13 protein-coding genes, 1 tRNA gene and 1 pseudogene are annotated in these 23,640 nt (G+C 57.4%); 5 read left to right on the top strand and 10 right to left on the bottom strand.

Features of this window, described 5'->3' with window-relative positions; translation table 11 throughout:
* Positions 1 to 135 precede the first annotated feature (135 nt).
* Entirely contained in the window at positions 136 to 1,410 is a 1,275-nt protein-coding gene (locus tag OHL14_RS13190) for a BON domain-containing protein (RefSeq protein WP_263379819.1), read from the bottom strand.
* A 340-nt stretch (positions 1,411 to 1,750) separates the two neighbouring features.
* On the opposite strand from OHL14_RS13190, the gene OHL14_RS13185 reads away from it, so the two are divergent.
* Positions 1,751 to 1,827, top strand: a tRNA-Met gene (locus OHL14_RS13185).
* Positions 1,828 to 2,032: 205 nt separating this feature from the next.
* On the opposite strand, the gene OHL14_RS13180 is transcribed toward OHL14_RS13185, so the two are convergent.
* On the bottom strand, positions 2,033 to 2,248 hold the full coding sequence (locus tag OHL14_RS13180) for a hypothetical protein (RefSeq protein ID WP_263379818.1): 216 nt from the start codon (positions 2,246 to 2,248) through the stop codon (positions 2,033 to 2,035).
* Between the two features lie 586 nt (positions 2,249 to 2,834).
* Between OHL14_RS13180 and OHL14_RS13175 the strand changes: the two genes are divergently transcribed.
* Positions 2,835 to 5,717, top strand: a complete 2,883-nt coding sequence (locus tag OHL14_RS13175; RefSeq protein WP_263379817.1) for a family 43 glycosylhydrolase — start codon at positions 2,835 to 2,837, stop codon at positions 5,715 to 5,717.
* A 352-nt stretch (positions 5,718 to 6,069) separates the two neighbouring features.
* Positions 6,070 to 7,194: a LacI family DNA-binding transcriptional regulator gene (locus OHL14_RS13170; RefSeq protein ID WP_317890419.1), complete on the top strand. Its 1,125-nt coding sequence runs from the start codon at positions 6,070 to 6,072 to the stop codon at positions 7,192 to 7,194.
* 32 nt (positions 7,195 to 7,226) lie between these two features.
* Here OHL14_RS13170 and OHL14_RS13165 read toward each other — a convergent pair whose 3' ends face one another.
* From OHL14_RS13165 to OHL14_RS13135, 7 genes are all read right to left on the bottom strand, one after another.
* Positions 7,227 to 8,327, bottom strand: a complete 1,101-nt coding sequence (locus OHL14_RS13165; protein WP_263379816.1) for an arabinan endo-1,5-alpha-L-arabinosidase — start codon at positions 8,325 to 8,327, stop codon at positions 7,227 to 7,229.
* A gap of 86 nt (positions 8,328 to 8,413) precedes the next feature.
* Entirely contained in the window at positions 8,414 to 9,556 is a 1,143-nt protein-coding gene (locus OHL14_RS13160; protein WP_263379815.1) for an arabinan endo-1,5-alpha-L-arabinosidase, read from the bottom strand.
* A 42-nt stretch (positions 9,557 to 9,598) separates the two neighbouring features.
* Positions 9,599 to 13,252, bottom strand: coding sequence for a TonB-dependent receptor (locus tag OHL14_RS13155; protein ID WP_263379814.1), 3,654 nt, complete (start codon positions 13,250 to 13,252; stop codon positions 9,599 to 9,601).
* A 461-nt stretch (positions 13,253 to 13,713) separates the two neighbouring features.
* Positions 13,714 to 13,995, bottom strand: a complete 282-nt coding sequence (locus tag OHL14_RS13150) for a helix-turn-helix domain-containing protein (protein WP_263379813.1) — start codon at positions 13,993 to 13,995, stop codon at positions 13,714 to 13,716.
* Between the two features lie 106 nt (positions 13,996 to 14,101).
* Positions 14,102 to 15,538, bottom strand: a complete 1,437-nt coding sequence (locus OHL14_RS13145; protein WP_263379812.1) for an arabinose isomerase — start codon at positions 15,536 to 15,538, stop codon at positions 14,102 to 14,104.
* Positions 15,539 to 15,735: 197 nt separating this feature from the next.
* Positions 15,736 to 17,247: a GH39 family glycosyl hydrolase gene (locus OHL14_RS13140; RefSeq protein WP_263379811.1), complete on the bottom strand. Its 1,512-nt coding sequence runs from the start codon at positions 17,245 to 17,247 to the stop codon at positions 15,736 to 15,738.
* Positions 17,248 to 17,316: 69 nt separating this feature from the next.
* Complete coding sequence (locus OHL14_RS13135; RefSeq protein ID WP_263379810.1) at positions 17,317 to 20,577, bottom strand: TonB-dependent receptor; 3,261 nt, start codon at positions 20,575 to 20,577, stop codon at positions 17,317 to 17,319.
* A 392-nt stretch (positions 20,578 to 20,969) separates the two neighbouring features.
* Between OHL14_RS13135 and OHL14_RS20260 the strand changes: the two are divergent.
* Both OHL14_RS20260 and OHL14_RS13130 read left to right on the top strand, forming a co-directional pair.
* Positions 20,970 to 21,176, top strand: a pseudogene (locus OHL14_RS20260) (helix-turn-helix domain-containing protein); the annotation flags it as partial.
* Positions 21,177 to 22,157, top strand: coding sequence for a sugar ABC transporter substrate-binding protein (locus tag OHL14_RS13130; protein WP_396271400.1), 981 nt, complete (start codon positions 21,177 to 21,179; stop codon positions 22,155 to 22,157). It begins immediately after the preceding pseudogene.
* A 21-nt stretch (positions 22,158 to 22,178) separates the two neighbouring features.
* Here OHL14_RS13130 and OHL14_RS13125 read toward each other — a convergent pair whose 3' ends face one another.
* A complete protein-coding gene (locus OHL14_RS13125; RefSeq protein WP_263379808.1) occupies positions 22,179 to 23,579 on the bottom strand; it encodes a glycoside hydrolase family 28 protein in 1,401 nt (466 codons plus the stop codon).
* Positions 23,580 to 23,640 lie beyond the last annotated feature (61 nt).

The raw sequence follows: 23,640 nt of genomic DNA, 5'->3' as shown, positions 1-23,640 counted from the left end.
AAGAAGACGCACCACTCCCGTGTGCAGGGGCTTGCCCACCAGTATATAGAAGAACCGCTACCCGATGGGTGGAACGCGGTGCAAATGAAGCAGGCCGCGGAGTGCGTCCGCGGCCTGCTGGCAGTTCGTTAAGGCTTAGTACGCTGGGCCGTAGTAGTAGCCGTAGTACGGACTATAGTAGCGGCGCATGGGGCGCTGCGGCTGAGGTCCGGGGCCGGCGGCGAAGGAGAGGCGCTGCATCTCCTGCTCCGACACGGTGCGAACCGGGGTGGGCGCAGCGGTGACGAAGGTGAGCACGGACTCAGGCGGGATCATGACCTGGCCGCGAGGACCGCCCGCCGAGGAAGCGAGGCCAGCACCTGCACCGACACCCGCGCCGATGGCTGCACCTTCACCACCGCCCGCGAGAGCTCCGATGATGGCGCCGAAGGCAGCCGTGCCTGCGGTGCGGTTGACGGTGCCTGCGGTCTTATCGTGACCGTCGTTCACCCAGACCTGCGTGTTGACGGGGTAGACCTGTCCACCGAGGGTGAGCGAGGTAACTTGCAGAGCGATCTCACCATGGCCCTTGAAGACGCCTGCCTTCTTGGCGTCGATGACAGTTCCCTGCACCGTGGCTCCGCGCGGAATCGCGACGACGCCGTTGGCGACAACATCGCCCATGACAGTGCCGTCGAAGGGCGTGCCCGGCTGCGTCTGCTGAGAGGTCAGGCCGCGGTTGATGCGGATGCGGAGCGGTGAGTTGGGAGGAACGACCACGGGAATGCCCGGGCGCTGGCCTGCGGTAGCTCCCGGAGGCGGTTGATATGGAGCACCATTTGCATACAGAGGTTGGCGTCCCTGCGGAGGGCCTTGCGGAGGTCCCTGCTGAGGATAGCCCTGCTGGTCGTTATAGCCCGGAGGCGGGGGAGCATGCTGGCCCTGAGGCTGCTGATCCGCTGGCAGCTGCTGGTCAGGTGGCATGGGCTGCCCATTCTGATCGCCAGAGGGAGGAGGACCGTAGGTGCCGTCCGAGAGCAACACCTGTCCGGACTGTCCCTGCGGCGCATTGCCCTGATTGGGATCGCCCTGTGGGGCGTTGTCGGCGGAGTTGGTGGGTGGAGGGGTGTCGCCGAGGGTCAACTGGTCGACAACCTTCTTCACGCCCTGCGTGCGGGCAACGAGGTTTTCAGCCTTCGTGCGCATCGCTTCGTCATGCACGTTGCCGGAGATCGTGACCGTGCCGTAGACCGTGTTGGTCTGAATGTTCTGTGTGGATAGGTCCGAGGCTCCCGCCAATGCGCGCAGCACGTTGGACTCAACCTGAGCGTCTGGCAAACCGTTCGCGGCCGGAGGGGCGGTCTGCGCGAAGGCGCTGGCGGAGGCTACCATCAGTATTCCGCCCAAACTGTACTTCAACCGAGTCGTCATCTTGCACTCCCGAGAATCGTCGCATCTGCAACATGGTGTTGGATGCAATCTGTATCGCCATCGGATCAGCCGAGGCACGCGTGCCGGGCTCGATGCCCTGCACTATCAGGTAAGACGCGAACTCGCGGCAAAAGTTCCGGTTGACCACACGGCGAGAGCGGCTGCCCCGAAGGCGTCGATCTGCGCGCGAACTGAGGAAAACAGGGCTGGATCTGATGAGCGCTGGACGCGGCTGAAGGAAGATCTATCGCGAACACTGGCAAATGACGAGTTTCGGCTCCAAAAGGAGGGGCGTTCACCCGGCATTGACCTCAGGGCCCTTCCTACGTATTATTGGAAGTGCGGGGTGGAGCAGCCCGGTAGCTCGTTGGGCTCATAACCCAAAGGTCGTAGGTTCAAATCCTACCCCCGCAACCACTTAGCGAAACGTCAACCCCAGATAACCCCAAATAACAGCGGTCGTAAATCGCTTTGGGAAGTTATCGAGAGCGGTTGGCGTTTTTTGCATGGGCCTAAGCGCTCCTCAATGCCATCGTTACGACCTTGCTGTTGGCCTCACGCTTGGACGTCATCAAGGCGTTTCCGTACACAATCATCGTGGTCGAAACCTGGGCATGCCGCATTAGTTCTGCTGCATGCCGATAGGTGCCGAGGTGCTGTCCAGCCAGGAACGATAGGTATGGCGGAAGGTATGCCAACCTACGCTGCCGTACTTCCCGGCAGCAGCCCACCGCTCATCATGCAGCGGCAGCCGCTTCCCGTTCAGCGCCAGTATCTCTTCGGCACGGAGGCTGGTGCATTGGGCAAGCACCACCATCGTCTGGTAGGACTCTGGCAACAGGGCGAGGATCTGGAAATACTGCTCGACGGTAAGGATGATCGGCCTCTTCTACCGCTTGCTGACGCCTTTGATTTGACCAACTCCATTGAAGTCCGCTGCCGCTCGCCTCGCGAGGCTCCAGCACGGCGGTAACCGAATTCGGAGCGCTCCCGCTCTATTCCGACTGGAATACCGTCGATATCATCGGCTAACCGGGCTCGATATAGAGCGCCTCAGCTTCTGTATCAGCCAACCACCTACGCAGACCGCGAGCCACGAATTCGGCGGTCGCATTGCAGAAATACCTGAATGCGGTGGAACGCAACCCAGACTGTTAAGCCGGGACGGGCTGGTTCGCGTCATGCTACGGACACTGGCACTCCACCGCAGGAAGCGTTTACCCATCCCAAAAAGACTCTTGCGCTTCATTATTGTGTGTGGGTATAGTTTCCGCGCTAAGATTCCTAACTCTAGCGATGTCTCTCAACATCCGCAGGTGTGCGTGCGGGGCATTGCCGGAACCCTGCCGCGCTTCATCTGCTTCGTACGATTGCAGCCATTCAAGAATACGTTTTCTAGACTATCGCCGTGAGGATCCACCACAGTGAGCCACCAAATCCAGTTCCGCAGCGTCATCGCCGCAGCCATTCTCGCCGCTTTCGCCCTGCTCCCTCTTACGGGTTGTAACAGCAGCAGCAATACCACGACCGCGCTCCCCGGCACCTCTGTCGCGCTGACCACCTCCACCACGACGATCAACGTCGGAGGCTCCTTCACCGCCACGGCTACACTAGCTGGCGGTTCCGCCATCTCGTCTGCATTCGGCACCATCGTCTTCTACGATGGCACTACGTACCTTCAGCCTGTCGTGGTAGCGGGGGCAGGCACGGTGACCGCGACCATCTCCGGCCTCGCCATCGGCGCACATCAGATCACCGCTGTCTACGGTGGTGACCAGGCCCACGCTGGCTCTACCTCCGCACCCGTTACGGTCAACGTCTACGACCCCACCTCGCTCACGATCGCCTCCAACTTCATCATCGCCGGCGTAGGCGACCCCATCAGCCTCACCGCCATCGCGAACGGCGGCTTGAGCATCCCTACCGGCACGGTCACCTTTTACGTCGCGACCAATGGCGGCGCCCCCACGGTCATTGGATCGGCCGCGCTTTCCACCGTGAATGGCACCGCAATCGCCATGCTCCCTTACACCATCGGCGCGCCCACCGGCACACAGGTCTTCAGTGCCTCGCTGGCAGCCAATGGCTTCTTCCTCGGCTCGGTAACTACTGCCGGTGCGGCCGTCACGGTCCACTCGCCGCTCACGCAGGATACCGTCACCCTTTCCGGCACCGTCGCCAACAATGCCACGGTCGCCGCTGGCACCTCCGACACCCTCACCGCGACCATCGTCCCTCAAAGCACCACGAAGGGAGCGCCCACCGGCACCGTGACCTTCTACGACGGGACCGTCGTTCTGGGTACTGCGTCTGTCAACAGCGCCGGGACCGCTGCCACGCTCACCACCAAGCAGTTCGTCACCGGCACGGCTGGCAATACGATTACCGCCTACTACTCGGGCGACGCGAACTACGCGCCCAACTACACCACTAACTCGCTCAAGCTCACTATCACCGCCTACACCGGTGCCAACTACACAAACCCGCTCAATCTCACCGACACAGTCGACAACACGGGCAAGGTCTACAACTGCCCCGACCCCGCCATCATCAAGTACCAGCTTGCGGGTACAGACACCTGGTACGCCTACTGCACCGGAGACGCCTTCAACTCCGCTGACACGGTTACTCCTGGCGGCAGCTTCCGCGCTCACCTGATCTCCATCTTCAGTTCCCCCGACCTCGTCAACTGGACCTACGTCCGCGACGCTTTCGCCACGCTCCCCACGTGGATCGCGACCGGACAGGAGCTGCAGACGCCCGCCATCAAATTCATCGGCGGCAAGTATCTGCTCTACTATGAGGCGCCTGCTGTCACTGCCTCTCCGGGTGGCTCTGCCATTGGCGTCGGCGTCGCACTTACACCCGCCGGCCCCTTCATCGATAGCGGCGGACCGGTCGTAAACCAGCAGCTCGCCTGCGGAAACAGCTGTAACCGAACTGTTTTCGCCCCTGAAGTCCTCGCCGATCAGACCGGCCAGCTTTGGATCGCCTATGGGGGAATTTACGCCGGCCTATCCATCCGTCAACTCTCTGCCAACGGCCTCACCTCCAACGCTGGCACCGAGGTTAATATCGCCGTCGACAACTACTACACAAATCCTTATCTGCTCTACAAGAACGGCTATTACTACGAATTCGCCACACCTGCAGGCGCCTGCTGCAGCGGAGCCTACTCCACTTACAGCGTTCGTGTCGGACGTTCTACCAGCATCACTGGACCATACCTTGACGCGGAAGGCAACGACATGAACGCCTTCTCCGCTACCTCCGGCACCAATGGAGCTGCCGGCGGCGACACCGTGTTCGTAAACACCGGCAACACGATCGTCGGCCCCGGCAGCAATACCACCTTCACCGACGAGGCCGGCCAAGACTACATCTTCTACTCCGGCGTCTCCACCAACCAGCAATACCTGCCCAATGTGACTGGATACACCGCGCGCCAGCTCATGATGGATCCGCTCGACTGGGTCAACGGCTGGCCTGTGGTCCGCAACGGAACGGGTGACTCCGACCAACCTCAACCCGTCCCCGCCGCGCAACCCGCCGCCACCAACGGGTACGTCCCACCCGCCTACGCCCCCGACGCACCTGGCGCGGCGCTTGCCGCATACTCGCAGGACTTCGCGGGAGCGACCGCCTTCGCCAGCCAGTTCAGTTTCATTCACGGCCCCAACCCGAACGCTGCCTGCCTCGATCCTGGCAACGGCTTTGCGGCGGTTCCCGGCGTCTCACCCGGCTTCGGCGCTACTGGCTTCACGCTGTGCTCAAACTTCGCAGAGTCCACCAACGTCCCCGGAACGGCGTACAGCATGACGACGCTGCCAATTCTTGCCGAAGCTGAACCAACCGGCAACTATATGGTCGAGATCAAGTTCCACTCGCTCACTCCGCCTACCGGCTGCTGCAGCTACAACTACCCCGCCCAGGGCTTGATGGTCTACAGCAGCGACGCTGTCTATCTCCGTCTTGACGACTGGGCCGACTTTGACACACGACAGCTTGAGTTCCTCAACCAGTTCGGCGTCAACACGTCGAACAATACGGCCTACTCGTCGACCGCCCCGGTCGGTACGCCCCACAACTCGGCCTTCACCTACCTGCGGCTGGCCAAGCGCATCACCAATGCCTCTACTGGCGCAGCCACCTACACCAGTTACAGCAGTGTGGACGGCGTCACCTATGTTCGTGGGCCAGCCTGGAACGTCACGTATGGCACGTCCGCCAAGATTGGCATCTTCGCCGACAACCTCGGCGAAGGCGCCACTTTCAGTTACATCCACGTCTCCGCCCTCGTCCCATAGCCAGCGAGTAGTAGCAAAAAATGCCCCATCCTCCCCAGAAGGTGGGGCATTTGAACTTCAAATCGACATTGCTTTCGATTCGTAACGTCGGTCAGTGTCACCACAACCATATCGCAGCACCCTAACGAACCGCATCCCACGCGAATGCTCAGCGAGCCCAAATTAATTCCTGCGACAGTAGCCCTAATGCAATAATCCCCTTAGAAGAAGTTCACTACTTCCTACTATTAATTTTGAAAAACGTTACCTTATCAACGTGTACAGGCAAACCTTCACTGCTCAAGTCACTCACTTCGCTGCTCTAAACGACTTGAAGAATCGAACGTAAAGAAGAGTTGCTAAGGATGCCAGATTGAAGAGGGACTCCACAAAGCCTCGAAAACCTTCGCTTGCAAGTAAACCTGCTCGAGCGCGCCCCGACACGATCAATACCAAAGCTCCCAAGATCGACATCCGCAGCGTCGCAGCCCACGCTAGAGTTTCTATAGCCACCGTCTCACGCACCGTAAATCATGTTGCAACCGTGGATCCCTCACTTGCCGCCCGCGTCTGGAAGGCAGTAAGCGAGCTGAACTACCGACCGAACACTCAGGCCCGCGCCTTGGTCTCCGGCCGCAGCCGCATGCTCGGCCTTGTCGTCTCCGAAATCACGAACCCCTTCTTCCCCGAGCTCATCCGCGAGTTCGAGGAGGTCGCCGTCGCCCAGGGTTACGAGCTCCTCATAGGTTCTACCGACTACAACCCCCGCAAGATGGAGGACTGCGCCCGCCGCATGCTCGAGCGCAAGGTCGATGGCGTCGCCATTATGACCTTCGGTTTCGAGGATGCTCTCGTCGAGCGCTTCGCCGACGAGGGCATCCCTGTCGCTCTCATCGATGTCGCGCCCAGCAGCACTCGTGTCAACCGCCTTTCCGTGGACTACGGCGCGGGCATACACGAGGGCATCCAGCACCTCGCCGTCCTCGGCCATCGCAAGATCGGCTTCATTAGCGGCCCACTTCACCTGCACTCCGCCGCGGCGCGTCTATCTGTCTTTCATAACTGCTTACGCACCACCGGTATTGTCCCCCAAAAGCTGTGGATGGTCGAAGGCGATCACACCCTTGACGGCGGTAGAGATGCCATGAACAAGATCCTCGCACTCACCGATTGGCCCACCGCCATCATGTGTTCCAACGACATGACTGCCATCGGCGTACAGCATGCCCTCTTCGAGGCCAACCTCAAGGTCCCAGCCGACTTCTCCCTCATCGGCTTTGACGACATACACCTCGCCGAGTACACCATACCGCCGCTTACAACCGTGCGCATGTCCTGCCGCGATCTTGCGAAGGCAGCGATCAAATGCCTGCTGGCCCGGGTCCAACCAGGTAACTCCACCCTCCCCACAGTCGCGCAGGTGACGACAAAGCTCATCGTCCGCCAAACGACCGGTTTACCCAGAAACACAATGCAGGACCTGCAGCCGTTAAGCTGAGGCCCTGCATTGTGTTTTGTAGTGATTGAAGCCTAGTTCGAAATCACAGGCCAGTCCGAAGGCCACGTCAACGATTTCACAAACAAATAGTCATACCCATTCTGCGTGTTCGACAACGCATGGAAGGCAATCAGGTCGCCGTTGGTCGGATCGACCAGCACGTCCTCGCCACCGGGCGCCGTGAACTCACCCGCCGTCTGCAACAGGATCGTTCCTCCGCCGTTCAGCATGGAAATGCCGTTCATGTCCACGAACGGCCCCTGTGGGCTCGTGCCACGGCCTACCGCGATCTTGTAGTTGTCCGTCGTGAAATTGCTGTTGCAGCAATAGTCAAATGATGCAAACAGGTAGTAGTAGCCGTTGTGCTTGACCAGCGACGGCCCCTCGATAGGATTATTTGCCACCCCCGGCCGTGTCGCCAGTTGGGTCGGCGCAGCAGTCTGTGCCAGTAAGAGCTGGCCGGTCACCGGGTTGATCTCCCGTTGCGCGATGCCGTTATAGAAACTGCCGTAGGTCATCCATACATGCGTCAGGTTGCCGTTGCTGTCGGTGTCCACAAGAATGCTGGGATCGATTGCGTTGTAGCCAGAACCGTCACTCGGCGACTGTAACGTGATGCCCTGGTAGGTCCACTGATACGTCGGGTCGGTAGGGTTCATCGTCGGGCTGGTCGCCAACGCGATGATCGAATTCTTGCTGCCGAAGACCGAGGCCACAAAGTACACGTGATACAAGCCGTTGAAGTAGCTCACGTCTGGCGCCCACAGCGACGTAACCGCGCTGCCGAGCGCCGTCGACAGAGAAGCAGGGATGGTCGTAAACACCTGGCCACACCGCTTCCAATTGATCTTGTCTGACGAGCAGAACATTGGCAGAAAGCCGCCTGCCTGGCCACCGTCCGTCGAAAGGACATAATAGTTCGATCCCTGGCGGATGATCGTCGGATCATGAATCAGACCGACGTCCCCCTTCAGGTCATACACCGACAGCGGCGAGGTGACCAAATTAATCGCAGCCCCAGGCGTGGTTCCGGACGAACAACTACCCAGCCCCAGCGTTGCAGTGGCAAGGGTCAAGACAGCGCAGCAGCGGGCAGCGCGGGAAGATCGGCGAAGTAGAGAGACGAGATACATAGGACAGACTCCTGAACCAACACGAGAAAGACAATTACGATAACGCGCCGACAATCGCGTACGATCTGCGCTCAAACGTCACAAACCTAAGGCCCCGCCTCAAGCAATGGGCTACCATCGCCTTCCAGCGCAACCTGCGGCCAACCATCCTTCCACGCAATCGTGGATATCTGCATCGCTGGATGCCCATCCTTCGCGCTATATGCGTGGAACACCAGTAGATCTTCCGCTGGCTTGCCGTCCGGCGTACGCAGCACCGAAGCGCCGCCCGGTCCGAGCCACGTAGCGTTCGCAATGAGCAGCGGCGTACCGCCATCAAGCATCATCGGTTTTCCATCACGATCGACGTATGGCCCGGTCACATCCTTCGAGCGGCCCACCATGGTGCGATACGTGCTCTTCGTTCCGCGGCAGCAGAGATCCCAGGACACGGTCAGGTAGTAAAAGCCGCCATGCAGGAAGATGAACGGAGCCTCAATGGCCTCCGAATCCGGCGGCAGATCCGGGTTTCGCACGGCAACGGATGGAGCATGGCGCGAGGCTAACGGGTAAATCTTCGCGTCCGTCTTCGACTGCAGCCCCGTCGCGCGATCCAGGTGGATCATCTTGATTCCCGACCAGAAACTGCCTAGCGAAAGCCACGCCTGTCCCTTCGCATCCAGCACCAGGTTTGGATCGATCGCGTTGAAGTCGTCCTTTTCATAGGATCGAATGACCAGACCTCGGTCCAACCATTTGTACTTCGGACTGGCGGGGTCCAGCGTTTCGTTGGTTGCCAGCGCAATGCCGGAGGTATTCTTCCCAAAAACCGAGAATGCATAGTACAGGTGGTACAGCCCATCGAAGTAGCTGATGTCTGGAGCCCAAAGCTCACGCGTCTTCGGACTCGCCTGCTGAATCCATTCGGGGATCGCCGGAAAGACCGCGCCGCAGCGTGTCCAGTGGTGCAGGTCTTTTGAGCAGCGGATCGGAAACTGCCCAATCGGTGCCGGTGGCGGTGCCTTCGCATCGTCGGGCGACGGCGGTGCTGCTCCCTCAGGACGTGCGGGATAGGCCGCACCTGTCGCAAACACGTAGTACGTTCCATGATCGAATGCGATCGAGGGGTCATGCGTTCCACCGAACGCGCCCGAGAGTCGCAGCGCCTGCGGCAGCGTGCTCTGCGCCACGGCCACAGCGCTGAGAAGGAGCGTCGCAACCGTCAAGCTCATCGTGGAACGAAGATTCATCGTGTCTCCCATGAAGCGTGGATAAAGCGGAAGCTGATTTAGCTAGTACCGGATCTTCAGCACAACCTGCATGCTGCGTGGCGCGTCATTCAAGCCCGTAATTTGTCCGAAGTTGATATCCGCCACACCTGAGTCCGGCTTGCTAAAACCATGCCGGTTGAAGACATTGAATGCCTCCAGCCGCAGGTCCGCCGAGATCTCTCCATGGATCGGAATGTGCTTGTTGATGTTCGCATCTTCGTTGAAGTAAGCAGGTGTGCGCGAGTTGGCTGCATTCCGTGGCATATCGCCGAGCCGGTACGTTCCGCTGCCGCGGTGCGCCGCATCGTTCAAGTCGACGAAGGCGCCGCGATTGAAAAAGCTTGTTGAATTATTTCCTGCCGTGCCTACCGACATGTAGCTCAGCGGGTTGTAGTGGCCGCTATGCGCCGCAGGCGTCTGGAAGTCCTGGCCCACGACCTTCTGATACCGTACTCCGCCATCGAAGTACGGGATGCCCTGAGCGCCGAAAAAGCTGATCGGTTGTCCGCTCAGGTAGCGGTCGACACCGCCGACGCGATAGCCACCGATCAATGCGTCCACAATGCGGTTGCTGTTGCCCAGGAACTTCTTGCCTTTTCCGATGGGCAGCTCGTATAGATAGCTCGCCACAAAATTGGTCGGCACATCCGCCGTGCTGACATCGCGCTCCGCCTTCAAGTCGAAGGGATTCTGCGTTCCGCCCTGGCTCTGTACCACCTGGAAATACGGTTGGATCGAATCCGCATCCGTAAAAGTCTTCGACCACGTATACGAGAGCAGCACGTTCAGGCCGTTACGGAACTTGCGATCCAACTTTACGATCATTGCGTTGTAGGTGGACTGCCCGCGGTTCTGCAGATAGCTGTCGTTGTTGATATACCCGTACTGTGGATGCGGCAGCAACGCTTGGCCAACCTGGCCGTTCGTGATCTGGAAGAAGTTGGCGAACGGCGCCTGCACACCGGAAGCCACACCAGCGGCCGACTGTAGTGGCTGATAGAGCGTATTGCCCAATCCAAAGTAGGCTGGGTTCAACGAGTTCTCCCAGTACACCAGGGAGCGCAGATGGGTCCCGCGCTCGCCCAGATAGCCGAGTGTCAAAATGAGGTCAGGTAGCAGCTGCTGTTCGGTTTCGAGCGTCCAGTTCTGCACCGTTGCTGGATGTCCATCCGTCTTGGCGACGTAGTCGACGCCACCGCCTACGTTCAGAGACGGGGTAATCGTTGGCGTCAACGACAACGTTGGCGGCCCGGCATCGAGTGCTCCCGAAGGCGTGTAGGGATCGTTCGTCTGTGGCGGCGTGTTGGTCGTAAAGCCCTGGCTTAGGCCCTGTCCGTAGTCCGCATAGATCAGCGGGCCATACATGATGGTGTACGCACCGCGAAGCACAAAGCTGTCATGCAGCCAGCCCGGCGAATACGCAAAACCTACACGCGGCTCAAAAGCGTGGTAGTACGTATCGGCAAACTGTTCATTCTTATTGCCATCGCGGCCCGGGCCAACACCGCCGAAGCGGATCGCACCCAGCAGGCCATTCGCCAACGGGTTTGGCAACGTCGGGTCAAAGCCCGAGATATCACCCTCAGCTTCATGCCGCGGCGTGTCTATCGAATACCGGAAGCCCAGGTTCAGCGTCAGGTTCGAGCGCACCTTCCAGTCATCCTGAGCATAGGCCGCATAATAATGCGAGATCCAGCGTGGAAAGTGAACCTGCAGCGAGCGGCCCGTAGAGGCGGGGGCGCCCAGCAGGAAGCTCGCAATGCCATTACCGCTCTGCTGCTCTGCTGTGCCACCGTTGGTGCCGGCGGTCTGGGTGCGCGAGAAGTTGAAATAGCCTGCGGCCGGCCCGTTGTTCTCATAGCTGAATTGCTGCCACCGATACGTGCCACCCACGCGGACGCTATGACGGCCCTTGCTCCAGCTCAGGTTGTCATCCGCCAGCAGCGCGTTGTCGACGTTATCGTCAAAGTTCGCGCTTCCCAGTCCCGGCAGGTTTTCGCCAATGTTGAACGTTGGGAAGGTCGTTCCCGCCGAAGGCGTATTTGGAATTCCCAGCTGCGCATCGTAGTCCACACCAAGCAGCGAAGCTGGCGCACTGTTGAAGCTATTGATGCGGTTGCCACCGAAGGTGATCTGGTTCACAAGGCGGGGCGTAATCGTAAAGTCGTAACCGACGCGGATTAGCTTGGCATAGAAGTCCTGAAGCTGCGATCCGCTATTGGCTGGCCCCGGCAAGTCGGCAACACCGGAATCGTAGTTTTCGCGTGCACTGGCGAAGCCGAACAGGTGATGCCGCGTGCCGAAGCTCTGGTCGAGTCGCAGCGAGTAGACGTCCTGGTTCACCTTCTCGTTGGTAACGTACTGGTAGTTCGTCGTGCCCGCGCCTACATAGTTCGGCAGCGGGATCAAGGCCAATACCTTGGTCGCAATCTGGCTCCGACCGATTGGCACCTGGTTATTCGTAAACGGCGTGCGGCACTCCACACCACCCACGGTCCGGGTCGTGGTCGGGTCGAAGATTTGTCCAACCAGCACAGGATTGCCCGTGCAGGGATTAGTCACACCGGGAATCGCCGCTCCCAGCGTCGACGAAAAGTCTCCAATCGCTCCATTGCTTCCATTGGCCAGACCACGCTGCGCCAGCGTCGGCACCGTCGATTGAACGGTATGGCCGAAGTTGCTGGGCGTCTGCTCGAAGCTGAAAAAGAAAAACGATTTATCCCGACCGTTGTAGAAGTGTGGAATCGAAAGCGGCCCACCCAGCGTCGCACCGTAGTCTTGGTGCATATCGGTAGGACGACGATAGCCGACGGCATCCTGAGTCAATTGGTTGAGGGCTGCATTGCCCTTGTTGAACCAGCTATTCGCATCGAAGATCGTATTCTTGAAGAAGTCATACACCGTGCCGTGATAAGTGTTCGTACCTGAACGGGTCTTGAAGTTCGAGATACCGCCCGTCGTACGTCCCAGGTACGTTGGCAGCGTCAACGTCTCTACACGCACCTCGCCAATCGCATCCAGGGACGGCGTCATCTGATCGAAGTACTCCGTGCCATTCTCTGACCTCTGCGTACTGATACCGTCGATCAGGTTGTCGCTGCCGAAGGTCTGGCCGCCGCCGATCTTTGTGAATAATGTGCCACCGTTGGTTCCCGGACCAACCGCACCTGGCGTCAGGAATGTCAGCGCCGCCAGTGAACGGATAGCTCCGCCGGCAGCCGATGGCAGGTCCTGCACCTGCGCCTCGGTCAACACTGTGCCAACATCAGAGCTCTCGGTCTCGAGCGACGGCCCCGCCGCATCGACGGTGACTGTGTCGTTCGCCCCACCGACCGCAAGCGCAAAGTCATGCGAGGAGCGCGTTGTTACATATACCGGCAACGCCGTTACCTTTGCGACGGAAAATCCAGGGGCCGTCACGGTGACGGAATAGGTACCGGGACGCAGGGACGTGAACACATAGCCGCCTGAGGACGACGAAGTCGTCTTGTAAACAGTGCCCGATGCCGTCTCGGTCGCAACCAGTTGCGCGCTGGGGATGACGCTGCCCGTGACATCGGTCACCGTGCCGCCCAGTGAACCAGAGTTGATCTGCGCGTGACCGATCGCAAAACCGAGAGTCAACAGTGCCACCATTGCAAGCGACCGAATCCCAAACCTGCTCCGAACATTCATCCGACATCTCCTCATTCAGTAGCTTTGCCGCAGCCACACGCGACGGCAAACCACTCCAGTAAACATTTTCTATACGATCAAAAGATGTAAGGATTGGCCGAGTACAACCCAAAACGGCCGAGTAAACCTTTTCTCAACTTGTCAAACTTGAAGCAACCGCAAACAGGTTTCTGTGGCGCGCTTTTTATAGCGATCCCACAATGTCAGTGTCAAGCTGTTTCTAATCCATTTGCTTTTGCAGCGCGGTCTGACCGTTATGCGTGACGGGGGTAATCTTGGCGTTCTGATCACTGTATGCAGAACTCCACGCCATCTAGTTGCTGGCCGGCGCGATACAAGGACATCTAAGAAAACGAGTCAGGCCCCCAGCTTTGCGCTGTCTGGCTTGTGCTTCTTCCCAGAGTGCAGAAAATGCAAGAGATCGCTTCCTACACTTCGCAAAGTCTTAGAGCTTGCGAGACCTATTTGGCCACGTAAAAACCTTCGCAGTTCAGCTCAATATAGTTTGAAACAACGAATGTGCGAACGATTCTATAGATGGTAGAGAGCGCTATACCTGTTTGCGCGTGTATCTGGCATATCTTCAAGCCTTGAGGCGTATCCCGAAGAAGCTCAAGGATCGCTACGGATTTGATTAAGATCGGTACGATATACTCACGATCAATTTCGGGGTTCAGTCTGCGGGCGCGTTCTGTTCTCGTCGTTGCGTTTAGTCGTTTGGAAAGAACATGCAATTGATTCATCTCATCACCTTCGCTGTCGGCTCGGATTTACTGGGTAAAGTTCGGTCCCGCTTATGGGGTTGGCATCGGCTGATCGATGAGGTGAAAACCACCCTCGTCGCCAACATCAGCAGACCTGAAAAAAATCAAGGTCAAGCAAACGTGCCAGCATCTCCAGGCGCGGCCCAATATGTTCAACCCCGATAGCACAATGGTGCGCTGGACCATGGGAGTTCCACGCCTCGATGAAGCCTCGCGCTCCAAGAGGAAAGCTATAACGACTGTTCGTATTCCCTATTTCGAGAATTTCACCCGGAACGCTCTCTCCGTGCGCGACCAACAGCGCAAATCCACGGCGTTTGTTCTCAACGATCGAAAGCAGCGTTACAGGCCCGTGCTTCACAGACATCTCCACCGAAAGTCCGTTGCCCACCTTACCGTGATAAACCTGCAGCGGTCGCACCTGAATCTTATCCTCAGCGATGTTTACGTGGCCCGGCCCGTCGTGTCCCATCAAAACGAGATCCGACGCAAAATCTACGGCGTAGTATTCCGTAAACGATCCTCCTGCTCCGAACAGGTCCATGATCTTCATCGCAATCGCGTTCTTTACCTCGTACTCACCGGCAACAGGTACGCCATGACCGGTCAGCATTGAGGTGCCAAGGATAACCGAACTCATCACGTCCTCAGTCTCGGCGATGCCGGTGCCCTTGTGGTAGTACGCCATTAGATCTAGGTCATGCTGTGCAACGAGCGTATCTAGGGCAACGGCCGTCCGCGCTGCGCGGATCAATTCTTCCTCCGTGCAGTCGTCGCTGATGGCGAAAAAGCTGGCGAAGCTTTGCATCTTCGCAGCGATGTCGCCTTCGGCTACTTCCCTGCGAATCGCGCAAAGTTCCTCGACCTCCAGTTGCTCGATGTTGATACCGAACCGTCCGCTTACTTGCGCAAGGTCGGTCGCGATATCGAGCATGCCGCTGTAGTAGTTGCCCATCAATCCCAGCGTGCTGTGACTTAGTCCCTTCGCGACTGCGGCGGCCTTCAACCATCCCTCCAGTTCCAGCCAGCATTGGGGATCGTCGTGCAAAACGCCTGTGACCTGGTGAAACGGCATGTCGAGACGCCGCATCACGTTCGCGATCTCCGGCACGGGACATGAACTGCAATAGGCAAGCCACTCGCCGGTCATCGCCGTACGGTTACTCATCCGGTTGAAGCGGCCATAATCGATGGCCTCCGTCGGCTGAATGTTCAGCAGGATCACCGGCACTTTGGCCATCAGAATGACGGGGAGTACGGTCGAGGACAGCGCATACGTCGTTATATGCACAAGCAGAAGGTCGATATCGCTTCTCCTGCATGCATGTCCAGCCTCGATGGCTTTCGCCGGACTGTCCACCAAGCCAAGGTTGGCGATTGTCCGAGCAGGATCGCTTATCTTTCCTTCTACCTCGGAAAGATAGCCCTCCAGGCGCTCCTCCAAACCTTCAAACTGCGACCAGTATGCTTCGAGGCCCAGCCCAATCAAGCCAACACGCAAGCTCTTATATCTGGCATCCATCGTTCTTCTCCTTGTGCGTTGACCAAGTCCCTAAAAGTCTCATAGCTGCGTGGATACAGGTTCGCAAACAGTCTCATACCCTCTGCCAAAGGGTCTCTCGGTGTGCGGTCTGAAAGAGCAACAAACCTGGAGAGCCTTGAAAGCAATGCATGGCATTCACTCAATCTTTCACGATTGACTCAAACGCGACCGCTATCTTATTTCCAACGAACGATTGCGACCTCGAATGGCTGCAACATCAAACTATGCTCGGCGACAGTGGACGAGGCTGGAGCATGGTCTCCTGTCGAAGGAGCGACAAAGGAGACATTCGCTCCTTCGGCATCAGCAGGCAGAGAAATCTTCTGTTCGCGTTCACGCTTGTTGAGCACCAGCAACATTTTGCCGTGGCTGGTCTGGTACGCCTGCGCCGAAATTCCCGGGTTCGACACGCCCGTTTCGACCAGTTGATCGCCAGGTCCGAGATTGTCTTTCAGGAGCTTCAGCACCCAAAAGCGAGCATTCGGTGCGCCGGTGTTGTAGTTGATCATGCTCACACTGGGAAACTGTGACGGATACCCAACCAGTTGCGACTCGCCGATAACGTCGATGCCCAGCTTGGACAGCTCGATATACAGATGAGCGTAGAGAGCCCCGGCAAGGTTCCAGTACGCTGCCGGTTCCGGCTTGGCAACGTAACCTGGATGGCTGTTCTCCTTTTCGTCTTCCGTAAGAATGACACCCAGCTCGTCCAGATCGCTTTTGGTTGAAGGCGAATAATGGTTCTTGATCTCATCGATGTAACGAACGGTATTCAAAAAGCCGCTGGCTTGATCGAAGAAGGTGTACTGCCACTCGTGGATCGTCTGATCCGGCGTCGGCGTCGCGTAAAAGTGATAGGTGATGAAGTCCAGCGGAATGCCTGCCTGATGATGGGCGGGGTTTAGGAAGTATTCAAACATGTCCGGATTGTTTCCGGGAATAGCTTCCGCGATCGCCATGAACTTTAGGTCCGGGTCGACCTTCCGCATCGCCGTCGAGACGATGTCATAGAAGCGCGCATACTCCGAAGGCTTCCAGTGGTGCTCAAAATCGATCTCGTTCAGCAATTCCCAGTACGCGATCTTGTAGTGGTGGCCGGACTCCCAGTGTTTGCCGTACTCATCTGTAAAGCCCCCCTTTGTGTACCAACTCAGCAGGCGCGCATAGTAATCGGCGACCTCCTTCATGGAAGGGTCACGCAGGTCCGTGCCTTGCGTGTAGTTCCATGTGACCTGATTGGGATCGTCAGGGTAGGTGACAGGCTTGTCGGTCTTATACATCCACGCGGGAATCGTGCTGAAGTTTAGAATGACCGAATGTCCTTCCGTGGCCTTCATAAAGTCATCGAGCGTGGGGTCTATGTGCGAGAAGTCCCATGACGTCTTGCCATCAGTGGGCTCTTTCAACTCCGCCACTGCCTGTTTCGGATAGGGCAGCCAAGGCACGTAGCGCACATAGTCCGCCCCTAACGAATGAAGCGCGGAAAACGCTGGCTTGTTCAACTTCCCGCCACGCGCAATACCCGGATTTACAACCACCTGCAACGTCGGCGTCGACTTCGAGACCATCACCGACTTCGCCCAATCGATCTTGACCTCGTCAAGGGATACAGCCTGACTTAAGGCAGGTTGGCAAACCAGCAGACCAGCCCCAAGCGCAACGAATAGGTACTTCATGGATTTGTTCATTGTTACTCCTCACAATAGGCACTGAGTGTCTGACGCTTCCGCGCGGTAGCGGAAGCGTCAGACGAATCGCTAAAACTGGAACCGACCGCCAACCTGGACAATACGAGCAGATCGTGTAGACGTGATCTGACCGAAGTTGCCTCCCAGCGTCGTGTTTGCGAAGCCGAATTGCGTGTGGTTGAAGACGTTGAAGGCTTCAAGACGCAGCTGGAAGTTGGCTCGCTTGGCTACATGGAAGCCCTTGAAAAGGCTGGCATCCCAATTTTGATAGCCAGGCTGCTCCAGCGAGTTGCGCCCAGCATTACCAGGAGTTCCGAATGGCGGTACCGAAAACGCAGCCGCGTTGAACCACTGCGTTGGAGACTTTCGGCCAGCCCCAGGATCTCCAATTTTGTTCGGCCTGGAGACACTGAAAGCTCCGATGTTGAGGTTCTCTCCCGGCAGCGTCGGTGTGCTGTACTGACCGGCGCTGACCGTGGTGATTCCATTCAACTGCCAACCGCCGATAAGGTAATCAACTGCAAGGGGAGCTGTACCCATGAACTTTTGCCCCCGGCCAAACGGAAGATGATACGAGTAGCTTGCCACAAAACGATGCGGCACGTCGTAGTCGGAAACACCGCGATCGTACGTGAAGAAGTTACGTGACAGAGCGGAGAAGTCATCCGTGATGCCGATATCGATCGCCTTCGAGTAGGTATATGCAACGAGGAACGAGTTGCCGCTCGACAGACGCTTTTCCACTTTGGCCGTAAACGCGTTGTAGTTCGAGCGACCGTAATTGCCGGACACCAGGATGAAGCCGTACTGCGGGAAGGGAATGCGTTGAGACAACGGAATCTGCGTATTCGGATCGCCGGTGGCGCTGATCGTGCCGATGTTCGCGTTATACCGCTGCGCGAGCTTCTGGCCGCTACCTCCGGCGTATTCCAACTCTACGAGATAGTTGCTAGCGAACGAGTGTTGAATATCCAGACCCCACTGGTTGATGTAGGATGTCCGGTTGTTCTGGTCCAGCGTGAAGATGTTCGCGTTGGCCGGAGGAAATGCTGTCGATGAATTCACGAATGGGCTCGAGATCGACACCGGCGTGGTGCTGCTGGGGGTATTGCTGCGCGAGGTATAAAACGGGCTGCCTTGGTTTTTGAACTGCTCTTCGTTGAAGTTGTCCGTTCCGTAGTAGGTGCCGACACCGCCGCGAATGACCGTGTCTTTGATGAAAGAAGGCCGATACGCAAAGCCTACCCGCGGTGCAAAGTTGTTCTCATCCGGCTTCACGATCGAACGGCGAATACCGGCACCCGCATAACTGAACTGTCCTGTTTTGATATCGAAAAACTGGCTTCTATTCCGAGATTCAATGGGCGAACCCGCGTACTCGTAGCGCAGACCCAGGTTTAGCGTCAGCGACGGAGTTACTTTCCACGAGTTCTGGGAGTAGAAACCGTAGTACGCCGTGTGCAGGTATTGAGTGGAATCTCCACCCGCAGCAGTGATCTGATACGGCTCGCCGAGCAAAAAGTCACTCAATCCGATCAGTCCAGACTTGGCATTCGTTCCGGCAGCCGTACGAGTCGAATATCCCTGGCTGTAGACAAGGTTCGGATTCGATCCGAAGTCCGTGATCTGCGTGAAGCTCTCATGCAGATATTGGAAACCGTTCTGCGATGTGACTTTTCCACGGGTCAGCGTTAGATTGTCCGACACCTGGTAATTCTTGTCGTCCGCACCGATGACCTCGGTGACAGAACCTACCGGACCGACACCCGAGATGCCAAAGTTCGGCACACCGTACGTTGCCGGATCGGCGTTATTCGCATACGACAGGCCAAACAGGTTTCCTGCGTAGTTCGGACCGTACGCCGTCTCTGCATTGCGGAAGGTCGCGGAGTCGTTGACACCGAACCGGAACTCGTTCACCAGATGATCGTTGAAGATATGGCTATACGTCGCTGTCCAGAGGTGATCGTTGATGGGTACATTCACGCCACCTAGAGGATTGATCGCCGGATTATAGAGGTTATCGTTGCTGTTCGACCAAGTTGCATAGATGCTGTCATGCGGCGAAATCGTGTGGTCCAAACGAACGTTGTACTGGTTGTAGTTCTGGACGTTCGCCGGGGTACGGATCGTGTTGAAGCTCGGAAGTGTTGGGCTGTTTGAAGCCACGGTCACGTTCGGCTTGGGAATAAATTGGAGCGCCAGCTGGGCCGTAGCATTCAACTGGGCCATGGGGATTACGTTGCCTGCAAACGGTTGGTTGGTTTGCGGGTTGATGATATTGACGCACTTCACCGAAGTTGGATTCGAAAGGCAAAATGCGGAACTCGTAGGGAAAAGGCCAGTACCGGTGCTGTCGTCCGCCAGATTGCCGCCAAGTTGCGCCGTTGAAGGATAGAGAGCCGTATCCGTCAATCCCTGCTTTAGACGAAAGCCTTCAAAATTGAACATGAAGAAGGTTTTGTCTTTACCGTTGTAAAGCTTGGGTATGATCACTGGTCCGCTAAGGGTGGCGCCAAAGTTGTTCTGGTTCAATGAAGGCTGCGGCGTATTAGCTTGCTTGGCGAAGTAGGTGTTCGCGGCGTACGCGCGATTGCGATTCAGCTCGAACATCACCAGGTGAAACGCATTGGCTCCAGCCAGCAGGTCTGTGTTGACGATCGAAGCCGAGTGTCCAAACTCGGCGCCAAAGGTCGTGCGTTGAACACGGAACTCCTGAATCGCATCCACCGACGGGCGGAGGCCAGTATTGCCGAAGCGGGCGTTACGCGTCTCGATACCGTTCACCAGATAGCTTGTGTCGCTCTCACGTAGTCCGGCAAACGAAACCGTCACATCCGACCGCCCCGTCCAGTAGGACGCTGGTGAATTGCCGCCGCCCACCGGCGCGGCGCCAGTGGTCAACTGCGTCAACTGGATGAAGTTACGCCCGTTCAGCGGCAGGGTCTGGATGCTGGTTTTGCCAATATCCTGACCTACCGCTGCACTCTCTGAGTTGAGAAGCGCTTGCTCGCTGGCCGAAACAGTAACAGTGTTCTCGGCAGAGCCCACGCGCATATGCACGTCGAGACTGCTGCGCTGTCCGATAACAACGGTGATGTTGTCCATTTGGGTTGTTTCGAAGCCTGCCATCTTCGCAACCAACTTGTACAGTCCTGGCTTGAGCGAACTGAAGACCGTAAGACCACTGTCGTTCGACTCCAGCTTGGTCTGTTGGCCGGTGTTGACCTCGGTCAGCGTCACAGCCACTTTCGGAATGACAGCCCCGGACGGGTCAGTGACTGTGGCGACCACGTCGCCGCTAATCGACTGCGCTGATAGGGTTGGCATCCAAAGGGCTAAAACCACACCGAGGACAAACAGGGCCATCCCCTTGAAACTGCTTCGCGGTTTTGACTCTAGGTTTTGCTCATGAGCGAATTTGAACTTCAACTTTTGCCTCCTCTGGTGAAAGCCCTGATCTCAAAACACCGATCAACGAACCTTCAGAACGAGGCGCATCCTAGATCGCACAAACAGAGGTTCACGAGGACTGTTTTCAAGCAATTTGCTTATTTCATCCAGCGAAATACATCGTGGCGCGAAAATCGCACACTATTCCCAATTCCATCCATTACAGGGTATTTTGGAGTCGCTGTTCCGATTCGCTGAATCGCGTCAAATTTCAACCTGCAAAATAGTACATTCACAGACGAGCAGATATAGAAAGCTACTGGCCCCAAGTGAACGCACAAAATACATCTTCAAAACTCTCTAATCCCGAAGCCCAGAATTCGCCTTACACAATTCAGTCCGTCGTTCGGGCCTGCGAGATTCTCAAACTCTGTCGCGACGCCACCGGTTCCATAGGACTCGACGAAATATGCAAAGTTACGCAGCTCAGTCGACCCACCACCTTTCGCATGTTGGTCACACTCGTGGAGTGCGGCATGCTGGTCAGGACGGCGAAGAACTCCTACCGCTTCGCCAGCCCGCAGGACCAGAAGAAGCGCTACCGGTTCGGTTATGCCTCCCAAAGCGAGGAGTTTTCGTTTTCACGCCTCGTCTCCGAGAGCATCCGCAGCAGCGCCTACCGCGCAGGCATCGATTTACTGGTCGTCAGCAATCGGTATAGCCCTAAGATCGCCATTCGCAATGCAGAGATGTTCGTGCAGGAGCAGGTGGACCTCGTCATCGAGTTCCAGACCAACCAGCAGAGCGCCTCCATCATCGCCTCCAAGCTCGTAGAAGCCGGAATCCCCATGATCGCCATCGAGGTGCCGCACCCGGGCGCTGCCTTTTACGGTGCCGACAACTATCGTGCCGGTGTCATCGGAGGCAGAGCCCTCGCAAAAGCCTGCATCCAGCAATGGAATGGTCTCGTCGACGAGGTGATCCTGCTCGAACTTCCCATGGCCGGACCGCTTCCGCGCTCGAGGATGACAGGAATGCTCGCAGGCATACGCGAGTTGATCCCCAAACTCCCGGACCAGGCCGTCCGATTTCTGGATGGCAAAGGTCGGTTCGAAACCAGCCTCTCCATCGTCCGCAAACATCTGACGAAGTCCAAGGCGAAACACACCCTGCTAGGGGCTCTCAATGACCCTAGCTGCCTGGGTGCATTGCACGCCTTCGAAGAAACTGGCCGCTCGCAAGGCTGCCTCGCAGTGGGTCAGAACGCCAGCATTGAAGCTCGACGCGAGATGAGGCGAAGCAACTCAAGATTGCTGGGTTCGGTTGCCTACTTCCCCGAGCATTACGGCGACGCCATCATGTCCCTGGCCCTCGACAAGATACAGGGCAAGGAAATCCCTCTTGCATCATTCGTCAAACATCAGATGATCACGCGTGAGAACGTCGATGCCATCTATCCAAACGACAGCATGATTCAAGAAGGAGACGCCGATTCCCTCTTATTCAGTCGCCACTAAGCGCTTGCCTCTAACCGAGAATCAGGTCGCCTCGATTGCAAGACGGCTTTGACTCGACGGATGTGCGGCCTGTCCTTGCAACCGTTCTAGCTCCAACTGCTTCACGTTATGCGCCTCCAGCAGGTGCGAGAAGTAAGGCTGCAGGTTCTTACCCCAGCGCCCATGGCAGTTCTTCAAGTGAACATCCTTCGCGTTCCTCAAAAAGAAGACGGGTGTGTCATGCGGTTCCAGTCCTTCCACATTCGGCATCGTAGGTCGGTTGTCGAAGTGAGCGCCGGGATACATCGTCCATCGGTCGATCGTCATGTCGATGTCTTCGAGTAACACATTTTCGATCGGCTTCTCGGCGGTGCCATCGATGCGGATGCTGTTCTCGGCGCGGCCACGAATGTTGCGAAGGCGCACATTACGAAGCGTGCCGACTATGCCATCCTTCGTCCGCGGCCACGCCGTAATCGAGATGGCCTCGCCCCATCCCCACCATCTCTCCGCATGATGCTGGGCCGTGACTTCGATGTCGCGGAACTCTATATCTTCGATGTTTCCCTGCTGGCGATGCGTGATCGTGGGGCCTCTCCCGCCAGAGATCACCTTGCAACGCTCGAAAAGAATCTTCGAGATATCGCCGAAGGTCTCCGTGCCGATCTTCAGGCCACCATCCCGAGTGGTGACAACGCAATCGCGCACAGTGATGTTATTCGTGGGACCATACTCCTCAGCGGTCTGGCTGGCCTTGATGACAATGGCATCGTCAGCCCCGACGATGTCGCAGTTGCGAATCTCGACGTCGCGGCAATGGTCTGGATCGATCCCATCGCAGTTCGGCACCTCCATGTAGTTTCGTATGCGCAGACCGTCTACGAGGACACGTTCACACCCCAGCATATGAAGTCCCCACGTCGGCGAATGGCCAAAGGTGATGTTGTGAATCTCGAGATCGTTACAGCGGTGCAACGAAAAGATACGCGGACGAAAAGACTTTGGCTCCCAGCGTTCATCTTTCTCTGAGAAGGTTGTCATAAACTGCATGGCCTCACCATCGATCATTCCCAAGCCAGTGATCTTGACCCCTGTGGCAGACTCAGCGTTGATGAGTCCAGGACGATGTGCGTAATCGCCCGGATCTGGATTCGCCAGCAACATCGCATCATCGGCTAAATGCAGTTCTACAGAGCTGGGCAGCAACAGCGCACCGGTTAGAAACCGCGCCCCGCCAGGAATCAACACGCGACCGCGCCCCTGTGCCGCTGCGGCATCAATGGTTCGCTGTAGCGCCTTTGTGTCCACGGTGACTCCGTCGCCCACAGCCCCGTACTTGCGCACATCGAAGTCGACAGCTTGCGCAAAGGATTGGCGTGGCAGCAACGCAGCCGTGGCAAAACTGCCGCTAAGGCCTGCAAGAAATCTTCGTCTCGAGAGCATTTACTTAGACTACCTTTCGAAGCTCTAAACCTTTGGTGTGCAAACGCCCACGCACGACGGC

The sequence above is a fragment of the Granulicella paludicola genome (assembly GCF_025685545.1).
In the GTDB taxonomy this organism is placed as follows: domain Bacteria; phylum Acidobacteriota; class Terriglobia; order Terriglobales; family Acidobacteriaceae; genus Granulicella; species Granulicella paludicola.
The sequence above is the reverse complement of the archived record's forward strand: the minus strand, read 5'-3'. Positions and strand labels throughout refer to the sequence as shown.

Bases quoted from the DNA above. Each gene is read 5' to 3' on its own strand.
- OHL14_RS13135 (WP_263379810.1), bottom strand. From the start codon at position 20,577: ATGCCAACCCTATCAGCGCAGTCGATTAGCGGCGACGTGGTCGCCACA.
- OHL14_RS13130 (WP_396271400.1), top strand. From the start codon at position 21,177: ATGCTGGTCAGGACGGCGAAGAACTCCTACCGCTTCGCCAGCCCGCAG.
- OHL14_RS13160 (WP_263379815.1), bottom strand. From the start codon at position 9,556: ATGAATCTTCGTTCCACGATGAGCTTGACGGTTGCGACGCTCCTTCTC.
- OHL14_RS13155 (WP_263379814.1), bottom strand. From the start codon at position 13,252: ATGAATGTTCGGAGCAGGTTTGGGATTCGGTCGCTTGCAATGGTGGCA.
- OHL14_RS13140 (WP_263379811.1), bottom strand. From the start codon at position 17,247: ATGAACAAATCCATGAAGTACCTATTCGTTGCGCTTGGGGCTGGTCTG.
- OHL14_RS13165 (WP_263379816.1), bottom strand. From the start codon at position 8,327: ATGTATCTCGTCTCTCTACTTCGCCGATCTTCCCGCGCTGCCCGCTGC.
- OHL14_RS13150 (WP_263379813.1), bottom strand. From the start codon at position 13,995: ATGAATCAATTGCATGTTCTTTCCAAACGACTAAACGCAACGACGAGA.
- OHL14_RS13145 (WP_263379812.1), bottom strand. From the start codon at position 15,538: ATGGATGCCAGATATAAGAGCTTGCGTGTTGGCTTGATTGGGCTGGGC.
- OHL14_RS13190 (WP_263379819.1), bottom strand. From the start codon at position 1,410: ATGACGACTCGGTTGAAGTACAGTTTGGGCGGAATACTGATGGTAGCC.
- OHL14_RS13125 (WP_263379808.1), bottom strand. From the start codon at position 23,579: ATGCTCTCGAGACGAAGATTTCTTGCAGGCCTTAGCGGCAGTTTTGCC.